We start from the raw sequence: 21,709 nt of genomic DNA, 5'->3' as shown, positions 1-21,709 counted from the left end.
TTTTGTGAGGTCATCGCTCAAGAAATCACGGTAGCGATTGCATTTTATTTTTATCGAAAAAGAAAAAACCACGTTCTCTTTACAGAGAAACGTGGTTTAAATGTTTGAAAACGAAAACAGTTACGCTTTTTGAACTAAAAGTTGATTCACTAAGCGAATAAACTGGTTTGGATCTTCCAAAGAACCCCTTTCCGCAAATAATGCTTGATCCAGTAATAAGTTTACCCAATCCGCAAACAATGCTTCATCCGTTAGCTCTGCCGTTTGTTTCACTAATGGATGGTTTGGATTCAGCTCAAAGTTATACTTCACTTCTGGCACTTCTTGTCCTGCGGCTGCAAACAATTTTGCCATTTGGGTTGTCATTTCATCCGCACTGGTTGTCACAATGGCAGGCGTATCTGTTAAGCGGTGTGTTAATTTCACCTCTTTCACTTTATCACCTAACAAGGTTTTAATGCGTTCAACAAAAGGCGCTAATTGTTTATCCGTTTCTTCTTGTTCAGCTTGTTTTTCTTCATCCGCAAGCTTATCAAGAGACTCATCTGCTTTACTCACAGACTGGAATGATTTGCCATCAAACTCAGTGAGGTAATTCATCATCCATTCATCAATGCGATCAGATAGCAGTAATACTTCAATGCCTTTTTTACGGAACAGCTCTAAATGAGGGCTATTTTTCGCTGCGGCATAACTATCAGCGGTGATGTAATAGATTTTTTCCTGACCTTCAACCATGCGGCTGACATAATCTTCCAGAGAAACAATTTGAGCATCACTGTCGTTATGCGTTGATGCAAAACGAAGTAACTTAGCAATAATTTCAATGTTAGATGAGTCCTCGGCTGGACCTTCTTTTAAGGCTAGGCCAAATTCTTTCCAGAATACTTGATACTCTTCTGGCTTATTTTCTGCCAATTTTTGTAACATTTGCAATGCACGCTTAGTCAATGCACTGCGTAAGTTACGGGTGACAGAACTGTCTTGCAAAATTTCACGAGAAACGTTTAACGGTAAATCATTCGAATCCACTAACCCACGAATAAAACGCAGATAATTAGGCATAAACTGTTCAGCTTCATCCATAATAAAGACACGCTGTACATACAGTTTTAAACCATGGCGTTGTTCACGATTCCATAAATCCCAAGGTGCTTTTGAAGGTACATATAACAAGCTTGTGTACTCTTGTTTACCTTCAACACGGTTATGTACCCAACTTAATGGGTCAGCAAAATCATGAGAAATATGTTTATAAAATTCTTGATATTCTTCGTCGCTCACCTCGGCTTTATTACGTGTCCAAAGTGCTTGCGCTTTATTAATTTTTTCCCACGTGACTGTGCCATCTTCTTCATTTTTCGTTTCAATCTCAACAGGCAGGGAAATATGATCAGAATATTTACTAATAATGCTACGCAGACGCCAGTCATCTAAATACTCATCTTCGCCTTCACGTAAATGAAGTGTGATCTCTGTTCCACGATCGGCCTTTTCGATATCAGCAATAGTGTAATCGCCTTCGCCTTCAGATTCCCAGAAAACACCTTTGTCTGCTGTTTCACCTGCGGCACGCGTGCGTACCGTCACTTTATCTGCGACAATAAAAGCCGAATAGAAACCGACACCAAATTGACCAATTAATTGGCTATCTTTAGCTTGATCTTGTCCGATAGATTCTAAGAAAGATTTTGTACCAGATTTTGCAATAGTACCCAGATTATCAATGACTTCATCACGAGTCATACCAATACCATTATCACTGATAGTCAGAGTTCGGTTCTCTTTATCAGTGGAAATGCGAACATGCAATTCACCGTTATTTTCATAAAGTGCTGCATCTGATAATGCGCGAAAACGCAATTTATCAGCCGCATCTGATGCGTTCGAAATCAATTCGCGAAGGAAAATTTCTTTATTGGAGTAAAGAGAATGGATCATTAATTGAAGAAGTTGTTTAACTTCTGACTGAAATCCTCTTGTTTCCTGACCTTTCATGCTCATTTTTACCTCAATTAATCCTAATTTGGCGAAAAAAATCAATATGACTAAAAAGTGGGGATAGTTAAGCAAGTTTCAAGGGTTGCATAAAAAATTAAGCCAATAAAAACGATTAGACGCCTTATCGCGATTAAAAATCACTCAAATCAGGATAAAAATATTTACCGTTAAATTTATCAAAACGAATAAAAAAGCTAGCAGTCAAAGAGAATATTTATCAATTACTTCTTACCGTCGCTCACAACGATCATTTGAGCGCCTTCTTTTACCTCATCAAGTGCCTGTTGTATTGTATCGGCATAAGCAAGAACAACGCCTAATCGACGAGAGCCTGCAATTTCAGGTTTAGCAAAAAGGCGGATCTGGCGATTTGCTTTTAATGCTTTTTCGATGCCTGAATAAACAATATTTGTACTGTGTAACGCGGGTAAAATAACCGCTGAGGCACAATGGCCTAATTGACGAATACCGCCAATGGGGTAACCTAAGAAAGCTCGAACATGAAGAGAAAACTCTGATAAATCCTGTGAAATTAATGTCACCAATCCCGTATCATGAGGACGAGGAGACACTTCATTAAAAAATACCTCATCACCTTGAATAAATAATTCGACACCAAATACCCCGTAGCCACCTAAATTTTCAACGACTTTACTCGCAATATGTTGTGCTTTAGCAAGTGCTGTCTCACTCATCTTTTGAGGTTGCCATGATTCACGATAATCTCCTTTTTCTTGGCGGTGACCAATAGGAGCACAAAAATGGATACCATCAACAGCATGAATAGTCAGTAAGGTAATTTCAAAATCAAATGGGATCATCTTTTCAACAATAACACGCCCTTTTCCTGCTCGTCCGCCCTCTTGAGAATAGGCCCAAGCATGTGCTAAATCATTTTCACTACGAATAACACTTTGCCCTTTCCCCGAAGAGCTCATAACAGGTTTGACAATACAAGGAAAACCGATGTCTAAAGCGGCTTTTTTAAAACTCACCTCATCATCAACAAATTGATAATTTGATGTTGGTAAAAGTAATGTTTCTGAAGCTAAACGGCGGATCCCCTCTCTATCCATGGTGAGTTTTACAGCGCGGGCACAAGGAACAACTTTTTGCCCTTTTTGTTCTAATTCAACCAATAACGAGGTTGCTATCGCCTCAATTTCAGGAACAATAAAATCAGGTTGCTCTTGTTCAATAATGAGCTTTAATGCATTACTATCAAGCATATTTACAACATAATGGCGATGTGCAATATGCATTGCGGGTGCATTTGGATAACGATCGACCGCAATCACTTCAAGACCTAAGCGTTGGCACTCTATCGCGACTTCTTTGCCCAATTCACCAGCACCTAATAACATCACTTTTGTTGCATTTGCCGTCAGAGCCGTACCCAACACAGTCATTTTTTACCCTCACTATCTCATTATTAAGAAAAACACCACCACGCAAACGATTGCTTTAAGTAGCATAACGGATTTAACTTGATAGACAAAGAGTCTGAGAAAAAAATAATCAAATAGAAGGATTACACTGTTTGACTGCGCTTTCCTTTTTGTATTTTTAGATAATTAAGGCGTTTTCGGATAAGTGCTATAATACAACACAAAAGCCCTAGCCAAATCAGAGAGAAACTCACACCTTTTACTTTATCAAAAGCTTCATGGAATAAGAAAACAGCCAGTAAAAATTGAATTGTGGGCTCTATATATTGTGCTAGCCCGATAACAGTTAGTGTCGTTCGTTTTACTGCGGCGGTAAAAAATAATAACGGCAATATCGTAACAGGTGCGGTTAGAATATAATAAAAACGTGTCAGATTATCAGCAGAAGGGAGCGCACTTTTATCCGTCATAAAGAGCCATACTGTTACGCCTATTGCTAACGGCATTAACCAAAGTGTTTCCAGAAACAACGATGTTATGACATCAAAACGAATAAACTTACGAATTAATCCATAGACTGCAAATGCTCCTCCCATCATGATGGCCAATACAGGTAATTCGCCATACATCCACAACTGATACCCTACCCCCGCGCAAATTAAGGCAACGGCCCATTTTTCAGCGAGATTAAGTATCTCTTTAAGAAAAATCACCCCCAGTAAAATAGAAAAAAGAGGATTAATAAAATATCCCAAACTCGCCTCTAATACTTGCTGATGCGTTAATGCGTAGGTAAAAGTACACCAAGAGACTGCCATTGCCATTGAGCTAAACAGGCACATAAAAACTGAGCGCTTATCTTGGAGGACAGCGCGCCATTGTGTTCTATTTTTGATCAGGAGTCGTACTAGTAATAAAAGCGGAATAGACCAAATTAAACGTTGAGCTAACATTTCTAGTGGTTGAGCACCCGGTAAAAGCCGATAAAACAAAGGGGTAATTCCCCAAAGAATATAAGAAAAGATGGCTAATACTGCGCCCGATTGAGCCCACATTTAATGTTCCATAAATAAAAGTAGATAAGTTTTAATATCATACGCTTAAAACAGAGAGAACAATATGATCAACATCGATGATTAATTGATTAGAAAATACAATAATTTAATAGAAGAGATAAAAAAATCTCCATAAATAACAGCGCCGAGAAAAGCCAATTATAAATGGAGAGTAAGAAAATACCATTAAGAGAAAACCGTGGTAAAAACCACAACCAGAAAAAAAGAGTGAATGTTCAGAAAATCTCCCGAACATGCAAAGGGGGTTGTTGCTGAACAAAATCATGTAATTCTTTATGGCTTGGCGCAGCGGCAATTGCCCCTTTTTGAGTTGTTGCCAACGCACCACATGCAGCCGCTTGTGTCACTATTTTTGATAAATAGTGTTCATCTTCAGCTAAACCATATTCCGCAAGGGCGGCTAACAGACCAGACATAAAAGCGTCTCCTGCCCCAGTGGTATCAATGCATTCCACTGTAAAGGCACTGAATGCCACTTGCGTATTGGGTGTTAAAACTAAACACCCCTTAGAGCCTTGAGTGATCACTTTCAAACGTGCGGGATAACTTTCAAGTTTATTAAGTGCATTATTCAATGTCACTTCTTGAGTCATCCAGGTAAGTTCATCTTCTGATAACTTTAATATGTCAGCGTTATGCGCATAATCATCAATAATTTCGCGCATTTCTTCATGATCACGCCACATTTGAGGACGTAAGTTAATATCAAAACTCAATAATGAATCGGTTTCTTTAATATTTTTAATTGCCAAATCTAACGTTGAACGACAAATAGGATTCACTAATGCCAAAGAGCAAAAATGTAAGATATCTTTTTCAAATAGGGGTAAGGATTTTTCTGTTAGAAATTGGTCAGCGGATTCATTCACTAAAAAGGTAAAATCACGTTCACCATTTTCTTGTAAAGAGACAAGAACAGTACTCGTTCGATGAAATTCATCAAACTCCATAGCTTGAGTATCAACGCCTAAATCAAACAATGTTTTTTGCATAAAATGACCAAATGCATCTTCACCCACACGTCCGATAAAACCACTTTGTTGACCAAGCTTAGCCACTCCTGCTGCAACATTAACAGGTGCCCCACCGGCACATGCTTCATATTGCATGTTTTGTAATGGGATCAAGTCAACAACAGCATCACCTAAAGACCAGACTTTCATAATCTCTCCTGAAGATAAGCAATTATTTTTCTTCACTATATTCTGTTTTTATGACTATTCATAACGATTAGGTGAAGATATCACTCGTAAATCCATACTGATAACGTTAACATAATGAGATGTCATGATAAAGTCAATCTCATAAAAAGTCTTTTTTTTACCTAAAATGTTATCGTTAACAAGCGGAGCTTGTGTGATTAAAACTGTGCTTTATTCTTTCAAAACACGAAAAAACACCCTAACAACGCTGAGTATATAATAAGGATAATCATATGAAACACCGTATAGAACAATCGACAAAAGCCTTAAGTATCTTGATTGAAAAACGCGGCCATAAATTTTACCCCCAATTCCATTTAGCCGCCCCTGCCGGTTGGTTAAATGATCCTAATGGTCTTATTTATCATGATGGCTTATATCACGCCTTCTATCAGCATCATCCTTATTCCCAAGATTGGGGGCCAATGCACTGGGGTCATGCTACAAGCACCGATATGATCCACTGGCAACATCAACCTATTGCGTTAGCACCCGGTGACAACTACGACAAAAGTGGCTGCTTTTCAGGATCAGCAGTTAGCCATGAAGGTAAACTCTACCTTATCTATACGGGGCATAATTGGTTAGGTGATGAAGGTGATGACAGTCAAATATATGAAGCTCAATGTATTGCGGTAAGTGAAGATGGTATTCATTTTGAGAAAAAAGGGATCATTTTACCGCCACCTAAAGGTTATATGCATTTTCGTGATCCTAAAGTGTGGTATCAAGAAGGAAAATGGTGGATGGTTGTTGGTGCTCGGGATGAGAAAGATCAAGGCCAAGTCTTACTCTTTTCTAGTAAGACGTTATTTGAAGATGGTCAACAATGGAGCCCTGATTACACCGTTTTAGGAAAAACAGACGATAAAAATATCTATATGTGGGAATGCCCTGATTTCTTCCCTATAAGCCAAGAAAATGAATTTGCCATTGTCTTCTCACCACAAGGCAAACGTGCTGAAGGATACCAATATCGCAATCTCTTTCAAGCGGGAGCGTTGATCGGCAAATGGTCCCCCAACCAAGCCTTTAAACCACAAGGGCACTTTATTGAACTTGATAATGGCCATGACTATTATGCGCCACAATCATTTGCTACACCCGATGGCCGCCGAGTATCTATGGGGTGGATGGATATGTGGAATTCCCCTATGCCATCAAAGGACGAGTTTTGGTCTGGTTGTTTCACTCTACCTCGTGAAATTACGTATGAACAACACAAAAATCGTTTACGTATGGTGCCCGTAAAAGAAGTTGAATCATTACGCCAAGAAAAAAAAACAATTCAGCCTCTTACTCTCAGTAACCAATCTATAGAGTTAATAAATAATACACCTGCCATTGAACTCAATTTAACGTGGTCTTTAGACAGCTCTGCCGAAAAATTTGGCTTATGGCTTGGTGAAGGGCTAGAACTCTTTATTGATAACCAATCACATCGTTTAGTGCTTAATCGCCATTACCCTAAACACAATATCAGTGGTGCTCGAAGTATTTCATTACCTGAGGGGTGTGTATTAAATTTACGTATTTTTATTGATCGTTCATCTATTGAAGTCTTTGTGAACCAAGGTGAATTTACGTTTAGCAGTCGCTATTATGCGCAAGAAAACACACGATCCTTACGCCTTTTCTCCATGAGCGGAGAAGCAACATTATTATCAGGTGAATATTGGCTATTAAACAGTATCAACACTTTTTAAAAACCTACTCATCTGATTAATCGTGATAACAGAATTAATAGTGATGATAAAACGTGAGTCCATCAGAGCGACTCACGTTCCACTAATTGGCAAGGTACTTGCACAATATTTCGATGATTTTTTTCTTGAATAATATGCAATGTCGCTTCTTTGCCTAATTCATAATGTGGCAATTGTACGGTTGTTAATGGTGGATAAAACAGCTCTCCTGTACCAATCATATTATCGTATCCCAACACAGCGACCTGCTCTGGAATGCGTAATCCCATTGAAAGTAAGACTTGATAAGCTAAAAAAGCAATTCGGTCATTACCACAAATCAAAATATCAAAATCTGCTTTTTGCTTAACACAATGCTTTTTCAATATTTCAATCACATCACGGTAATGTTCATCTCCAAACATCATTGTATATTGACGTAAATGGGTTAATGGTAAACCCGCCTCTTGCCAAGCATCTTCAACCGCTTTACGACGAATTGGCCCAGCAACTGACTCTTGTGGTATGTAAAAGCACAAAGGGTGACGATATCCCTTTTCGATGACTTTTTTCATTGCAAAATATTGCCCATGATAATCATCAGGAATATAAGTCGGAAAAGAATGTGCTTTATCCAAGCAATTTGCTAACACGACATTTTTATCATGCAATTTTTCATGCACTGAAATTTCGCGTAATCCCATCGTGGTATAAATGATACCGTCAGGTCGTTGAGCTAAAAGTTGCCAAATAGCATTTTCATAACAATCTTGTGCCGTTAGATTAACAACAAATGAGCTCCAACCGAATTTTCTTGCCGTTTGCTCAATAGATAAAATCATTTCGACCGAAAAGGGTGTCGTTGCAGTATCAATTGCCAAAACGCCAATTGAAGAGACTTTTGTTCCTTGCCCACGAATTTTTCGTGCAGAATAATCTGGAACATAGTTAAGTTGATCAATAGCACTTTGGACTTGTTTCAGTGTTTCTGGTTTTAATAACTCAGGGTTATTAATCGCTCTTGAGACTGTCATCAAAGAAACGGATGCAAGTCGAGCTACATCTTTCAGTGACGCCATAGTATTGGCTCGATTGGTTTATTAAAAAGGATAGATACAAATAAAGTGCTATTTTACAAGAAGTAAAGTCAAAAAGCCACAAAGGGAATTGTATTGTAACTAAATGCGACTATTAATTACCTCGCCTAAAAGCATCTAAATATATTATTTTTTTACTTATTAAGTGAGTTCAATATAGTTAAAATCACTTACGATAAAAAACTTAGTTACAATTAATAATTGTTATTCAAACCTCCATTATAGAAATAAATTATTCTTATCTATAAAATACAAATATTGAAACAAAACAAAGTTCTGATATTTTATCTATAATATAATACAGAAGTATTAATCATTTTTAATTTGATATATTCTAAATATAGCTCCGTTACGTGAATGTTACCCTACACAAAAAAATTTATAAATTAGTCAAATTTCGTTACTCATTCACTTTTAGTGTAAGAGCAGAGTAAAACCAGGAGCAACATATGGAATCAATAATTCACTTAATCACTTTTGAAGATGACAGTACAAAAGTTCAACTTAAAGCCGTGCTTTCTTCTTTAGCGGCTAATGTGAAAACCTATTCAAATGAACAGGCTTTCTTAAAATACTATTTTTCTTCAACAAAAGGAGCACATAAAGAGTGCATCATAATTAATACAAAAAGCAGTGCGGCGCCATCAATTGCACTGATTAAAGAACTCAACAAATTGAAGAATATCATCCCTGTTATTATTATTTCTGGGGACAGTTCCATTGAGAGTTGTCGTAGTGCATTTAAATCAGGGGCTTTTGAATATTTAACTCGCCCTTTAAATGTGAATGAACTTCTTAATATTGTTTCAGAATCCTTCCTTCATTATGAAAGTGAAGTTGAGCAATTCCGAACATATATATCTCTAAAAGATAAGTTTGGTAAGTTATCAAATAGAGAAAAAGAGGTTATGGAGATGATCCTTGATGGAAATACGAGTAAAGAAGCAGCAGAAAAACTTTCTCTGTCGCCTCGTACTGTTGAAGTGCATCGCTCAAACATGTATACGAAATTGAAAATAAGATCACTACCACAATTAGTTCAAGAGTATGATTTCTTTAGAAAATATGACTTGAGAGCAAACTAATTTACAGTATGTTTTTTATTTATCAATAGGTTGTATTATCTAGCCATATACCAATATGACCTGTTCAATTTTCATTATTTTTTATTAATGAGAGAAAACTGTACTTCTAAAAATATTCTATTTTGGATGACTTATACCTAATATGGGAATAAATAATACGTTAGACTCCATTCTACGATAGAAGGGGCGGCAACTTATTTTGATGCCACCCTTTCATTAGGGTTCGTTTAATTTCAATTTAATACACTTGTCTATTTTATTTTCATAATCGCTATTATTAATAACTATAATGACTGTTTTTTATTAATAATAGCAATATAAGAATAGATGAAGCATTTCATTTGATATAAATCATTTTTTACTTTTTATAAAGATGTTCTCTTTCATTTTTAAATCTCGATTTTCTTTATTCTTATTTTACGAAGAAAATTATTAATGACTAAAAAATAATACAAAAGGAATTATTGTCTCTTTTTTTTATGCCAAATTAAAGCCTGTTTATGCGTTTTGATTTTCGATTTAGGCGAAATTTTTTTTATAAGAAAATTCTAATTTGAATGTTTTGATTGCGATTATTTAAACAGTAAAATAAGAAATAATAATAAGTATTTCCCTTTACACTCCCTTTTACTTAAGAATTTTATTCTCTTTATAGTTTAATTAATGTAATACATTATTTATCATTTCTACTTAATCACCTTCCAATAAAGATAATCATTAAATGATTCATTGGCGTAAGTATAACACACTACAACAGAATAGGTATTAACCCCTAGAAAAGTAAATATTTATTGTTAATTGATTGAATGTCCTAATTAGAACGTTAATAAGTAAAATAAATTAGTATTCAAAAAAATATAAGACAAACTTATACGTTTATTCTTATTCTCACTTTGAGCAAATAGCCTTATGCTATGTACTCCTAACTCGCTTTATTACAAAGAAAAATGACTGAACAAGATAAAAATCGACGCCCTATTAAAGCAAGACAAACACACTGGGCTACACAGTGTAGCCGGTGGCTACAACAAAAAGGGGCTACGCCTAATGGAATTTCAGTGTTTAGCATGATATTCGCACTACTTGCAGGCTTAACGCTCTTTTTTGCCCTTTCTTATTCTGATGGACTATTACGCTCATTTTTGCTGATCCTGAGTGCGTTCATGATCCAGAGTCGCCTTATTTGTAACTTGTTAGATGGTATGGTTGCGGTTGAAGGTGGAATGAAAAGCCCAGTCGGCGCTGTTTATAACGAATTACCGGACAGAATTGCCGATACGCTCATCATTTTAGGGGTGGGTTATGGTTTATCTTCCTATTTTCCAATGGCAATAACCTTGGGATGGATAGGTGCTTTCTTTGCCGTTATGACCGCTTATGTTCGTGTTTTAGGCGGAAGCTGTGGCTTAGAACAACGCTTTACTGGCCCCATGGCGAAACAACATCGTATGGCATTACTGACATCGATTGCGGTTATCGCTGCATTTATTCCTAACCTTTGGGGAGTGTGGCTCTTTTTTATTTCATTATGGATTATTATTTTAGGCTCAACACTAACCACAATTTTCAGAACCCGTCGAATTTTACGGGATTTAGCACAAGGTGTCTGATTAATGAAAAATGGAAAACTTGCTTTAGATGCAAAAGTGGTGTCCTCCGTATTAGTTTCTATTTGCCGTTTTCTGACAGGAATTCGGGCAAAACAAACGTCACCCATTGCGAAAGATACACCCTGTATCTATTACGCAAACCACTCTAGTCATCTTGATGGTTTGGTGATTTGGTCTTGCCTTTCACCCAGTGTGCGCCCTTATGTTCACCCTGTCGCTGCGGAAGACTATTGGAATAAAAATCGCTTACGCCGTTATTTATCTCGTCGAATTTTTAGAGCAATCCTTATTCCTCGTCATGCAGCGAAAATGAACTTTTCGGAAGAGAATAATCCTGGTGGTGGATCAGGCATTGAACAACGCGTTGATGAAACATCATCACCAACACCAGATAAAGTGAATGCCCTTGATATTATGCAAGAAATTTTAGACCGAGGTGATTCTTTAATTATTTTTCCTGAAGGAACTCGGGGAAATGGTGAATCCATCCAAGATTTTAAAGCTGGCCTTTGGCATCTTTCTCGTAAAAATCCGAATGCCCAATTAGTCCCTATTTACCTTGAAAACTTAAATCGTGTACTTCCTAAAGGCTCTCGTTTAGTGGTTCCTGTTATTTGTAGCGCAATTTTTGGTGCCCCCATCGGCTCCACACATGAAAATGAAAGTAAGCAAGAATTTCTGATAAGAGCAAAAAGCGCGTTAGAGGAGTTACACAATGGAACGTATTAATAATGAAGTCCTCTGGATATTTATTGGGCTCTTCTCTTTCTTAATTGTTGCCAGCATTATTGGCGCTATTCTTGCGGCGATTAAAGGTCCGACATCAACGATCACTAACCTTAACTCAAGGATCAATGCTTGGTGGGTTATGTGTATTATTGCGGGTGTTGCAATTGGTATTGGGGCGATTGGCTCTGTTGTACTGTTTACTATTATTTCATGGCTAGCCTTACGTGAACTCATTACCTTAACACCAACACATCGGGGTGATCATGAAGCCCTTTTCTGGTGTTTCTTTGTTATATTGCCTATCCAATACATCCTTGTTGGCGTGCAATGGTATAACTTAATGGCTATCTTTATTCCTGTTTACGCCTTCTTATTAATACCAACGCGTATGGCGCTTTCAGGTGATACTCATCATTTTCTTGAGCGTATGGCAAAAGTGCAATGGAGTGTAATGATAGCGATTTATTGCCTAAGTTATGCTCCTGCACTTTTAATGTTACCGATTGAAGGTTTTGAAGGCCGTAATATCAATTTGCTGCTCTTTTTAATGATTGTGGTACAAGTTTCTGACGTACTTCAATATGTATTCGGTAAATTATTTGGCAAACATCCTATCGTGCCAAAATTAAGCCCCAATAAAACAGTAGAAGGCTTTTTTGGTGGCATTATTTCTGCCAGCCTTATTGGCATGATGTTATGGTGGGCAACACCTTTCTCATGGTGGGCGGCATTTTTACTCTCTTTAGTTATTACGCTAGCCGGTTTCGCAGGCGGTTTATGTATGTCAGCAATAAAAAGAGACAGCGGTGTAAAAGACTTTGGCACCATGATAGAAGGTCATGGTGGAATGATGGATAGAATGGACTCGCTGTGCTTTGCAGCCCCAATTTTCTTTCACGTTATTCGTTATTTTTACGTTTAGTTTTTACTTTATTTAGTCAAAAACGAGCTAATTCATTATGTACTAAAATGCCGATATTTATCGGCATTTTTATCTTTTTACTCATAGTAATTAATAGCACACATTGATTATCATCATAACAATTAAACATTTGTTTTAATTTTAGACCAATAGTCAATATAATTATTTTAACAATAAAATCAATTAATTAAACAATAATATTCTTAATTAGAGATCTGGTTTCTCTATTTTTACATTCATTATAATAGCCTAAACACCAGATATCTTTTACCCTAGCGCTCCTTTACATTCAAGAATATCTATCATTATGATCACTTGGCTACTTCTTGCTTTTTCTTTGTTATTTTTGGGTTTTAATCGCACATTTGCACTTATTACACTTGCAGTCACGGCACTTAGCGCATTTATAACAGGTGTTATTACATGGCAAACTTTGCCACTTATTTTTAGTATTCTGTTATTAACTTTTGCCTATTCTCGTTATAAAACACATCCCCTACTTCGCGCGATTATTATTCTTGCGCTGATTATTATTGCTAGTGGTTTAGCCTTTCACCTTATTCCTGGCTTTAACAATTTACGCTACCTTTCACACACCGCTATAGGAATAAAAAGTGCCCCTTTTTCTTTTTATTTCAATGCCGATAAAGCATTGCTACCTTTTATTTTTTTGATTTTTGTTCCCACTCTTTTTGCCTGCAACCCCTTAAAAGAAGCGAACAAATTACACTGGATAATGCTGATTATTGCTATTCCTGCATTATTACTCATCGCCGTAAAATTAGGCGGATTAGCCATTGAACTGCATTTACCACAATGGTTACCTGCATTTATTCTCGCAAACCTCTTTTTTGTTTCGCTTGCTGAAGAGGCTCTATTTAGGGGGGTTATTCAACAAACATTATCACGTTATCTTCCACCGTACGTTGCACTGTTTATTGCCGCTATTATCTTTGGCCTAACGCATTTTTCAGGGGGATTATTGTTGGTTATTTTTGCTTCTCTGGCAGGCATTATTTATGGGTTAGCGTGGATGTGGAGTGGAAGACTTTGGGTTTCAACAGCGTTTCACTTTGCACTTAATCTGACGCATCTACTCTTTTTTACTTATCCTTTTAAAATAGCTTAATCTCTTTTTTCTTATCTCAACAAGACGCTATTTTTTATTCTGATGCTCACCACCTTTTGCTGATATCTTAACTTCGTCAGCAAAAGGATGAGTGAAACGTGAAAGCAATCACACAAATAGAATATAGATATTCTTATTTGCGTCCATCATCCAGTGAATTTTTTGTTAGTATGCTTTATCGCTTATCGATAAATAATCAAAACTTCATATGGCACACCACAATAAGCCAAAAATAATAACATTCATTAACACGATAAGAAGTTGTCTTACTTTGCGGTATAGACCTTAGAAAAAATAGGTAAGCTTTGCTTTATTTGCTTTTTTTAGTTCAGCATTTTGCTGATATTTTGCCTTTCTCACCACCAGGACAAAAACTATGTTAGATCAAGAGATGATCCGTACTTTTATACAGGTTGCTGATTGCCAAAGTTTTACAAAAGCAGCTGATATGCTTCATAAAACATCGGCAGCCATTAGCTATCGTATAAAAACGTTAGAAGAAAATATTGGTACTCAACTGTTTAATCGCACTACCCGAACGGTGACGTTAACACCAGCAGGAGAATATCTATTAGAAAAATGCCGCCAATGGATTGTGTGGTTAGAATCTATGCCCGTTGAACTTCAGCAGATGAATGCGGGTGTTGAACATCAAGTTAATATTGTGATTAATAATCTACTTTATGATCGCACAGCCGTTGCCAGTATGCTCGCATGCCTTCATCAACGCTTCCCTTCTACTCAATTTCATATTACCCGCCAAGTCTTTATGGGTGTCTGGGATGCACTTATTAATGAAGACTATCATTTTGCTATCGGTGTTACGGGTAATGAATCCCTTAAGAATAATATTAACATTTGTGCCATGGGCGAAATTCAATGGCAATTTGTCGTTGCCCCTAACCACCCTTTAGCCAATATCAGTGAAGTATTAAGTGATGATCAAATGAGAATGTATTCTGCGGTGAACGTCGAAGATACTTCTCGCCATCTTTCAAAACGTACAGCGTGGCGTTTATCCGGTCAGCACGAAATTCGAGTGCCTGATTTACACACTAAATTAGCCTGTCATTTAAAAGGAGTAGGTATCGGATTTTTGCCATTAAGTTTATGCAAACCGCTTATTGATAGTGGGCAGCTAATTGCTAAAGAAGTAAAAAATCGTCGCCATAATTCACCACTTTCATTGGCATGGTGTGAAGATAAAAAAGGGGCTGTGGTCAGTTATTTAGTCGAGCTTTTTAAACAAAATCACCCCAGTGTGCAATCGTTTTATGATCCTTTAAATTAAAAGGGCAAACCGAAGTTTACCCTTTTAGTGCTAATTCAGCGATTACCTGAGTAGCGAATTACGCTTTTGCTTCTTCATTATTATTGTTGCTTTCTTTAATAAAGAGGCTGGCAACGATACCAATACAAATCAAGACAGCGGCGAAGTAGAAACCAGAGTCCATACTTCCTGTTCTATCTGATAAGAAACCCGTCAGCGTTGGGGCAAAAACAGAACCTAACATACCAATACAGTTATAAACACCAAACGATGTTCCTAATGCATGACGAGGTGAGTTATCGGCAACAACAGCGACCAAAACGGGGTTTGTACTGATTTTACCAACAATACCGTAAAGGATCAGAGCACCAATTAATACCGGCATAGATTCTGACATTGGTACAGCAAGAATAGCCACTAAAGACAGCGGTAACATTACTAATAAAACAGGTTTACGACGACCAATTTTATCTGAAATCCAGCTAAATATTAGTGATCCAGGAATAGCAAACCATGGCATTAATGATGCGATAGTTGAAATTTGTGTCCCCGTAATGCCACGCTCAGTTTCTAAGTAGTACGGTAACCAAGTTACTAATACAAAGAAGCCATAAATTGAACAGAAGATGGTGACATACGCAAGATTAATATTACGGTTACCAAATAAATCTTTAAATGTTAACTTAACTTTCTTTTTAGGCTCGCCATTTTCTGTCGCAGGTTGTGATTTGGGTTTATCTTTGATGATCCATAACATCACCAATCCGATGATAATAATAGGTACACCAATAATATAGAACGGTGCACGCCAGCTCATTCCCATCTCACCAACAGAAATACTTGAGATGTAGTAACCAATAGATAGACCAAATGCCATACCACTATTAATAATCGCACTACCTAATGTAATACGATGTTTTGGTATCGCTTCCGAAGATAGACCATATTGAGGGCCATAATAGAAACCTTGGAATACCCCAACCATGACCCATGCAAACATAAAGGTCACGTAAGTTGGCATCATACCTGCAATAATGGTAAAGCCACCAAAGAGTACAACCCCAGTCACTAATACTTTTTTCTTACCTAAATAATCACCAATCATGCCTGATGGAATATTTAGTGCTGTATAGCCGATAAAGAAAATACTCATGATGGAGCCAAGTTGTGCTTTGGTAAGATCAAACTCAGCACCAATATTTACCATTAAAGGCCCAACAATGGCACGGCTACCATAAAGCGCAATCCAACCAAAGAAGAAAATAATGGTCAGCTTGACCCAATATGGGACTTTGCCTTTCTCATTCACTTGTGCATCGTTCATAATGACGCTCCTGAAAGCATTTTTTATTAAGACTTATAAATTAAAGTGCCAGACTGACCTTCAATAACTTGTTGAATATTTTGTAATGCACCAATATGGGCTTGCTGCCCTGTTGCATTAACAAAATCACTCACCGCCATAATTTTGGGTCCCATTGCACCATCAGAGACTGCCATTGGAGCAAGTTCTTCTGGTGTTGCTTCACGAATTGCAGCTTGCTCTGGTGTACCCCAATTTTTATAAATAGCATCAGCTTCTGTTAAAATAACAAAGTGCTCTGCATTTAATTCACGAGAAATTAAAGCTGCGGTTAAATCTTTATCAATAACGGCTTCACTGCCAATAAATTCATTATTTGTATTGTTGACTGGGATCCCCCCACCGCCACCACAAATAACAACATGACCTTTATCTAATAAAAGTTTTACGGCTTCGATATCAATAATCTTTTTCGGTGTTGGTGATGGCACAACACGACGATAATGTTTACCATCTTGTTTAAATGTCCATTGATACTTAGCAATTAACGCTTCTTTATCAGCTTCATCATAAATAGGTCCAATAAATTTACTTGGATCGTTAAATGCTTCATCATTAATATCAACAGAAACACGTGTCATCACAGTAGTAATTGCTTGTTCAGGGTTATTTTGATTAATTTTTTGTGCCATCATATAACCAATCATACCTTGGCTTTCCGCGACTAAGATATCTAATGGATATGCAGGAACATCTTGATATGCAAGGTTTTGTAATGCAAGTAAACCTACTTGAGGCCCATTACCGTGTACTAATACAACACGATACTCTTTTGCTAATTTATTAATTGTCTCTGACATTAACTCAATATTTTTATATTGATTTTCAGCAGACAAAACTTCTCCGCGTTGCAATAATGCATTTCCGCCTAAAGCAATAACAATTGTTTTCATCATTATCCGTATCCGAATGTTTATATAAATTTTTTTATTAAAAAAAATTAATTAATATGCTGTTGTTGTTTTTTAGTTTGGTAACCAATCCATAATCCCAGTAATGTATCTGCGCCAGAATGATGACCAATAGAGAGTATTTCCAACATATCCTTAAAAATAATCTCTTTATTTTTTATTTTTTTACCTAATTGAATGAGATAGGTAGAAAATATTCCCTGTGTGGCATATTCCAAATAATGCTTACTGACAACTGTTGTCAATTCAGATAAAGGAGGCGTGTCATTAAAAAAATGATTAAGACTTTTTTCTGGTTCTGCTAAATAATGTGCAAATAACATCCCCACTAGCATATCATCTGAACTTGGTGTTAATCCGGGGCCTTTCCCTGTAAAAATGGCCCAGTTAACAGCATTACCTGACAGTTGATTATGAAATAGCTTAACTAATAATCTAATTTCACCGATTTGTGCAATTTGACGATAATTTTTCAAAGGCCCATAAAGCCCTGTTGCAATTGTTGGTGATAACAAAGAGAAAAAACTCTCTAACCAACGTAAATCTAAATCTGCTTTATCTTGTAAGCGCAAATTCTCAATATCACCTGCAACCAATGTGAGCGTATTTGAGAGTGTCGCTTGATGATTTGTAAGATGCATTACAACCGAAGGACGACACTGCTTGGCAAAATAATCGAAATCATCTTGTTTCAGTAACCATCCCATCGGACTTAATCCTCTTCCTTCACGATGAAAAGTGATTAAGCGTTGTTGAGGGCAAATGAAATTCAAAGCATGGTCATAAATGCCCACACATTTAATCTCACCTTCAAAATCAGTAATATGCTGACTGGTTTGAAGTGCTCGAATTTGCATAATGCCCCCCCTTTATTGCTGTGCTTTTGTTGTTATCACGCGAGATTAAGCATCAACGCCTAATTCTTCAGCCAGTGCAACAATCGCTTTTTCAAAGCAACCTAAAGGTGCGCGTACTGTTCCCGCACCAATCTGACCAACACCTGGTTCTTTATGTGCGATACCTGTGTTAATCAGTGGCGTAATACCCGTTTCAACAACACGACGCGCATCTAAGCCTAAACATGCACCTTGGAAATCCCAAGTTGGAATTTGCAACATCATGTTACGAGCAAGATAGATTTCAGCCATTTCTTCAGTCACTTCACGCGCTGCATCCATACCACCAGATGCACCAACGAAACGTGTAACACCTGGTGCTGCAACCATTGCTGCGCCACCAATACCAAAGGTTTCAGTGATTGCACTGTCACCAATATCTGGGTTTGCATCTGCTTGGCTAAAGCCTGAGAAGAACAGACCTTGTGGTGTATTGACTGGAGCAGTAAACCACTGGTCACCCATTCCACTGATTTTGATACCAAAATTGCTACCATTGCGTGTCATTACAGTGACGATAGTGCCTTGTTTGATTTGAGCGCCTGCATCCATCGCGGCTTTACAATAAGCCATGGCTAAATTCAGGAAGAATTGATCTGTCATGCTCAGGAATTTAGTCACTTTCGTGATTTCATCTGCTTCAAAATCTAACGTGCTTAATACTGGTGCAAGTTGACGCAGTAACAGTGCAGAAGCGGCGATATTACGTTGGTGGAATTCATCTCCCATGGTAATTGCTTGACCCATAATTGCAGTCAGATCAATACCGTTTTCAAAAGTAGCAATAGCTGCTTTTAATACTGGCGCTAAGCTATTTTGCATCCAATGTAAGCGTTCTTGAACATCAGGGCCATAAGCACCAAAGCGCATGACTTTACCAATACCCTCATTCATATTGCAGTAAGCATCATTGCCATGAACAAGGTTTTTAATCACCAGCATTGGCATATGAGCAGACGTAATACCGCCCATCGGGCCAACGGCATTCACGTTATGGCAAGGGATAAACTCAATTTCTCCCGCTTCTAACATAGCAAGAGCTTGTTCTTCAGTTTCAGCCCAGCCTTCAAATAAAGAAGCACCGATACAGGCACCGCGAACAGGGCCACTCATTTCACCCCAAGTCACAGGAGGGCCCGCATGAAGTAGTTTTTTACCTGTTTCTAAAGCAGGGACAACTTCTTTTGCTAAGCTAACATCACACCAGTGAGGACGGGCTTCACGGATACGTTCGATAACTGCTTCATTCGCTTGTTCGATAGTTGAGTACATATCTGCAATTCCTTATTTCAATTTCTTTAATATTTCAGCCAGTTTTTTGTTGCCACCTGCGATAGGTGCCCACTGATAATGAACAACAGGGGTGCCACTTGATTGCAGATCGTCTGCAAAGCTACGTAATCCTGCGTTGATCACAGAGATCCCGTTAAGCAGTGGCGACACTTCAGCATGAGCTTCTGCTGGATGTGGCTGGATTAATTCTTTTGCTAATAAAACGGCTTCTGGCAACGTATCCATCACGATAATGCCCGCTTCTTTTAGCTGTTTATGCTGTTCACTGCGGTTTTGGGGATCGTCTTCAGTTCCAGTAATGGTTGCGATTGTAATTAATGGATTGGCTTCGCCACGTTTTTCATTCAGTTTTTTAATTTCCTGAATTAACGCGCCGGCAGGATCTTGAGTTGCACCATAACCAATAACAAAATCAACCAGTAACACGCCTGCTTCTGTTTTATTGCTTAGCTCGCTGATAAATTTGTTACGTGTTGATGGGTCAATCATTGGGTGAGGTTTACCCTGTGTATAGAAATCATCACCCATATCAATAATTTTGTGGCCATCGGCATCTAACATCGTGCCTTGTTTATGTTCGTTATCGACTTCAACATTCAATTTTTCTGATAACAACATGGCGCATTCAGCTGCTAATGTACCGCCAGCGTAAAGACCGATAATTTTTTTACCCGTCACTTTTGGTAACTCAGCCGCAATATCTTCAACACGTGCTAATTCAGCCGCAATACGTGCTGTTTCATCTAACGTACGAGTGAAATAAATATTGTCATCTTGGAATTTTTCAGGTGTCGTTCCTAAAAATTGCGCCACAATCGGTTTATTATGACGTTTCATTTCTGCAATGATTTTTTGACGAACCGCAGGTGCTGGTGGCTTAGAAACAAAGGCAATAACACGAGTATTAGGATCAGCAGCCAGCATATTGATAGCAGTAATTGCACTAATCCCCCCAATTTGCTCAGTTAAATCACGTCCACCTAAGCCAATTGAGTGAGAAATACCTTGGCGCTGTAAAACAATTTGAGAGGTAATTTCTTGAATACCGGTGCCTGATGCACCAACAATACCAATTGATCCTTTAGGTGCGATATTTGCAAAAGCAAGAGGAGCCCCCGCAATATTTGCCGTACCGCAGTCAGGTCCCATGACAATCAGACCTTTAGCTGCTGCTTTTTCTTTTAATGCTTTTTCATCGGCAATAGAAACATTGTCAGAGAACAGCATAACGTTACAACCATCGTCTAATCCTGTGTCTGCTAGTTCTGCCGCATATTCACCCGCGATAGAAATCAGTAACATATTGGCATTAGGGCTTTTTTGTTTGGCAGTACGCCAACTGCGTACTGTTGTTAATTTATTGCCCCCTTTTTGACCACTGGCGATATCAGCTAATGCATCTTCTAGCGCAGTAGAAATCATGTCGATAATGGCAGGATCGTCTGATTCAGCTTTAATCGATACACAAATGTCATTCGGTGTTGCTTCGTTAAACATGTCATGCCAAAAGCCGGTGACATCAAGAAGAGATTTATTCGCTGGTGTTCCCATCATGACGGAAATTTCTTCCACCTCTGGGGCTTCACTTAATTTTCGGGAAATAATCATCAGGCTAACTGAATCCTGAAAGCTCCCTTTTTTAATAAAAGCATGGATCATTATGATATCCTTAACGCATTTAATATATGGAATAGAACATATCTATTTGCATTTCGTTTTTTTGATAATAAGAAGCCTATTTGCTTAAACACTTAAGCAATATAAAATAAATGTCTGATTTATTAATTTTGAATCTCTGGGTATTAACATACTGAAGAAATATCAAAATGTAGAGTGATTGAAGTCACACTTATTTATTGTAAAAAATTTTTATTCAATCGAACGATATTTATTAAATAAATTATGATGAGGAAAGTTTATTAATTCAGAGATAAAATCAAAAATAAAAAAGTAAAATTTAACGAAGAACAAACAAAGAGGGTGAAATAAAAACCATATAAAACAATAACAAATAAAAATGAAGCAACAATTCGATAACATACAACAATAAAT

The 21,709-nt window shown here is 37.5% G+C and carries 17 protein-coding genes; 7 read left to right on the top strand and 10 right to left on the bottom strand.

Annotated features, from left to right (window positions below):
* Positions 1-120: 120 nt before the first annotated feature.
* The 4 genes from htpG to INT04_RS12270 all read right to left on the bottom strand — a co-directional run bounded on the left by htpG (position 121) and on the right by INT04_RS12270 (position 5,628).
* Positions 121-2,004, bottom strand: coding sequence for a molecular chaperone HtpG (gene htpG / locus INT04_RS12285; protein ID WP_193016419.1), 1,884 nt, complete (start codon positions 2,002-2,004; stop codon positions 121-123).
* Positions 2,005-2,222: 218 nt separating this feature from the next.
* Positions 2,223-3,410, bottom strand: a complete 1,188-nt coding sequence (gene purT, locus INT04_RS12280; RefSeq protein ID WP_193016418.1) for a formate-dependent phosphoribosylglycinamide formyltransferase — start codon at positions 3,408-3,410, stop codon at positions 2,223-2,225.
* Positions 3,411-3,532: 122 nt separating this feature from the next.
* Positions 3,533-4,444: an EamA family transporter RarD gene (gene rarD / locus INT04_RS12275; RefSeq protein WP_193016417.1), complete on the bottom strand. Its 912-nt coding sequence runs from the start codon at positions 4,442-4,444 to the stop codon at positions 3,533-3,535.
* 236 nt (positions 4,445-4,680) lie between these two features.
* Positions 4,681-5,628, bottom strand: a complete 948-nt coding sequence (locus INT04_RS12270; RefSeq protein WP_193016416.1) for an aminoimidazole riboside kinase — start codon at positions 5,626-5,628, stop codon at positions 4,681-4,683.
* Between the two features lie 272 nt (positions 5,629-5,900).
* Here INT04_RS12270 and INT04_RS12265 point away from each other — a divergent pair, with 272 nt between their 5' ends.
* A complete protein-coding gene (locus tag INT04_RS12265; protein ID WP_193016415.1) occupies positions 5,901-7,373 on the top strand; it encodes a glycoside hydrolase family 32 protein in 1,473 nt (490 codons plus the stop codon).
* Positions 7,374-7,435: 62 nt separating this feature from the next.
* Here the strand turns inward: INT04_RS12265 and INT04_RS12260 are convergent, their stop codons facing one another.
* Positions 7,436-8,431, bottom strand: a complete 996-nt coding sequence (locus INT04_RS12260) for a LacI family DNA-binding transcriptional regulator (RefSeq protein WP_193016414.1) — start codon at positions 8,429-8,431, stop codon at positions 7,436-7,438.
* A 467-nt stretch (positions 8,432-8,898) separates the two neighbouring features.
* Between INT04_RS12260 and INT04_RS12255 the strand changes: the two genes are divergently transcribed.
* From INT04_RS12255 to allS, 6 genes are all read left to right on the top strand, one after another.
* Positions 8,899-9,534 (top strand): response regulator transcription factor, encoded by a 636-nt coding sequence (locus INT04_RS12255; RefSeq protein WP_193016413.1) that lies wholly within the window; start codon positions 8,899-8,901, stop codon positions 9,532-9,534.
* A gap of 947 nt (positions 9,535-10,481) precedes the next feature.
* A complete protein-coding gene (locus INT04_RS12250) occupies positions 10,482-11,144 on the top strand; it encodes a CDP-alcohol phosphatidyltransferase family protein (protein WP_193016412.1) in 663 nt (220 codons plus the stop codon).
* A gap of 3 nt (positions 11,145-11,147) precedes the next feature.
* Positions 11,148-11,873: a lysophospholipid acyltransferase family protein gene (locus INT04_RS12245; RefSeq protein ID WP_193016411.1), complete on the top strand. Its 726-nt coding sequence runs from the start codon at positions 11,148-11,150 to the stop codon at positions 11,871-11,873.
* Entirely contained in the window at positions 11,860-12,795 is a 936-nt protein-coding gene (locus tag INT04_RS12240; RefSeq protein ID WP_193016410.1) for a phosphatidate cytidylyltransferase, read from the top strand. The genes INT04_RS12245 and INT04_RS12240 overlap by 14 nt, the downstream gene beginning before the upstream one ends.
* A gap of 307 nt (positions 12,796-13,102) precedes the next feature.
* On the top strand, positions 13,103-13,924 hold the full coding sequence (locus INT04_RS12235) for a CPBP family intramembrane glutamic endopeptidase (protein ID WP_193016409.1): 822 nt from the start codon (positions 13,103-13,105) through the stop codon (positions 13,922-13,924).
* A 376-nt stretch (positions 13,925-14,300) separates the two neighbouring features.
* Positions 14,301-15,215, top strand: coding sequence for an HTH-type transcriptional activator AllS (allS, locus tag INT04_RS12230; RefSeq protein ID WP_193016408.1), 915 nt, complete (start codon positions 14,301-14,303; stop codon positions 15,213-15,215).
* Between the two features lie 58 nt (positions 15,216-15,273).
* Here the strand turns inward: allS and INT04_RS12225 are convergent, their stop codons facing one another.
* From INT04_RS12225 to INT04_RS12205, 5 genes are read right to left on the bottom strand one after another with little or no spacing between them, the layout of a single operon-like run.
* Positions 15,274-16,518 (bottom strand): MFS transporter, encoded by a 1,245-nt coding sequence (locus INT04_RS12225; protein ID WP_193016407.1) that lies wholly within the window; start codon positions 16,516-16,518, stop codon positions 15,274-15,276.
* Positions 16,519-16,544: 26 nt separating this feature from the next.
* On the bottom strand, positions 16,545-17,450 hold the full coding sequence (locus INT04_RS12220; protein ID WP_193016470.1) for a carbamate kinase: 906 nt from the start codon (positions 17,448-17,450) through the stop codon (positions 16,545-16,547).
* A 47-nt stretch (positions 17,451-17,497) separates the two neighbouring features.
* Complete coding sequence (locus INT04_RS12215; protein WP_193016406.1) at positions 17,498-18,325, bottom strand: DUF2877 domain-containing protein; 828 nt, start codon at positions 18,323-18,325, stop codon at positions 17,498-17,500.
* A gap of 45 nt (positions 18,326-18,370) precedes the next feature.
* Positions 18,371-19,636, bottom strand: coding sequence for a DUF1116 domain-containing protein (locus INT04_RS12210; RefSeq protein ID WP_193016405.1), 1,266 nt, complete (start codon positions 19,634-19,636; stop codon positions 18,371-18,373).
* Between the two features lie 12 nt (positions 19,637-19,648).
* On the bottom strand, positions 19,649-21,316 hold the full coding sequence (locus INT04_RS12205; protein ID WP_193016404.1) for an acyl-CoA synthetase FdrA: 1,668 nt from the start codon (positions 21,314-21,316) through the stop codon (positions 19,649-19,651).
* Positions 21,317-21,709 lie beyond the last annotated feature (393 nt).

This window comes from Proteus sp. FME41 (assembly GCF_014897315.1).
Taxonomy (GTDB): domain Bacteria; phylum Pseudomonadota; class Gammaproteobacteria; order Enterobacterales; family Enterobacteriaceae; genus Proteus.
Note: the sequence above shows the minus strand (reverse complement) of the source record. Positions and strands in the feature narration are given on the sequence as shown.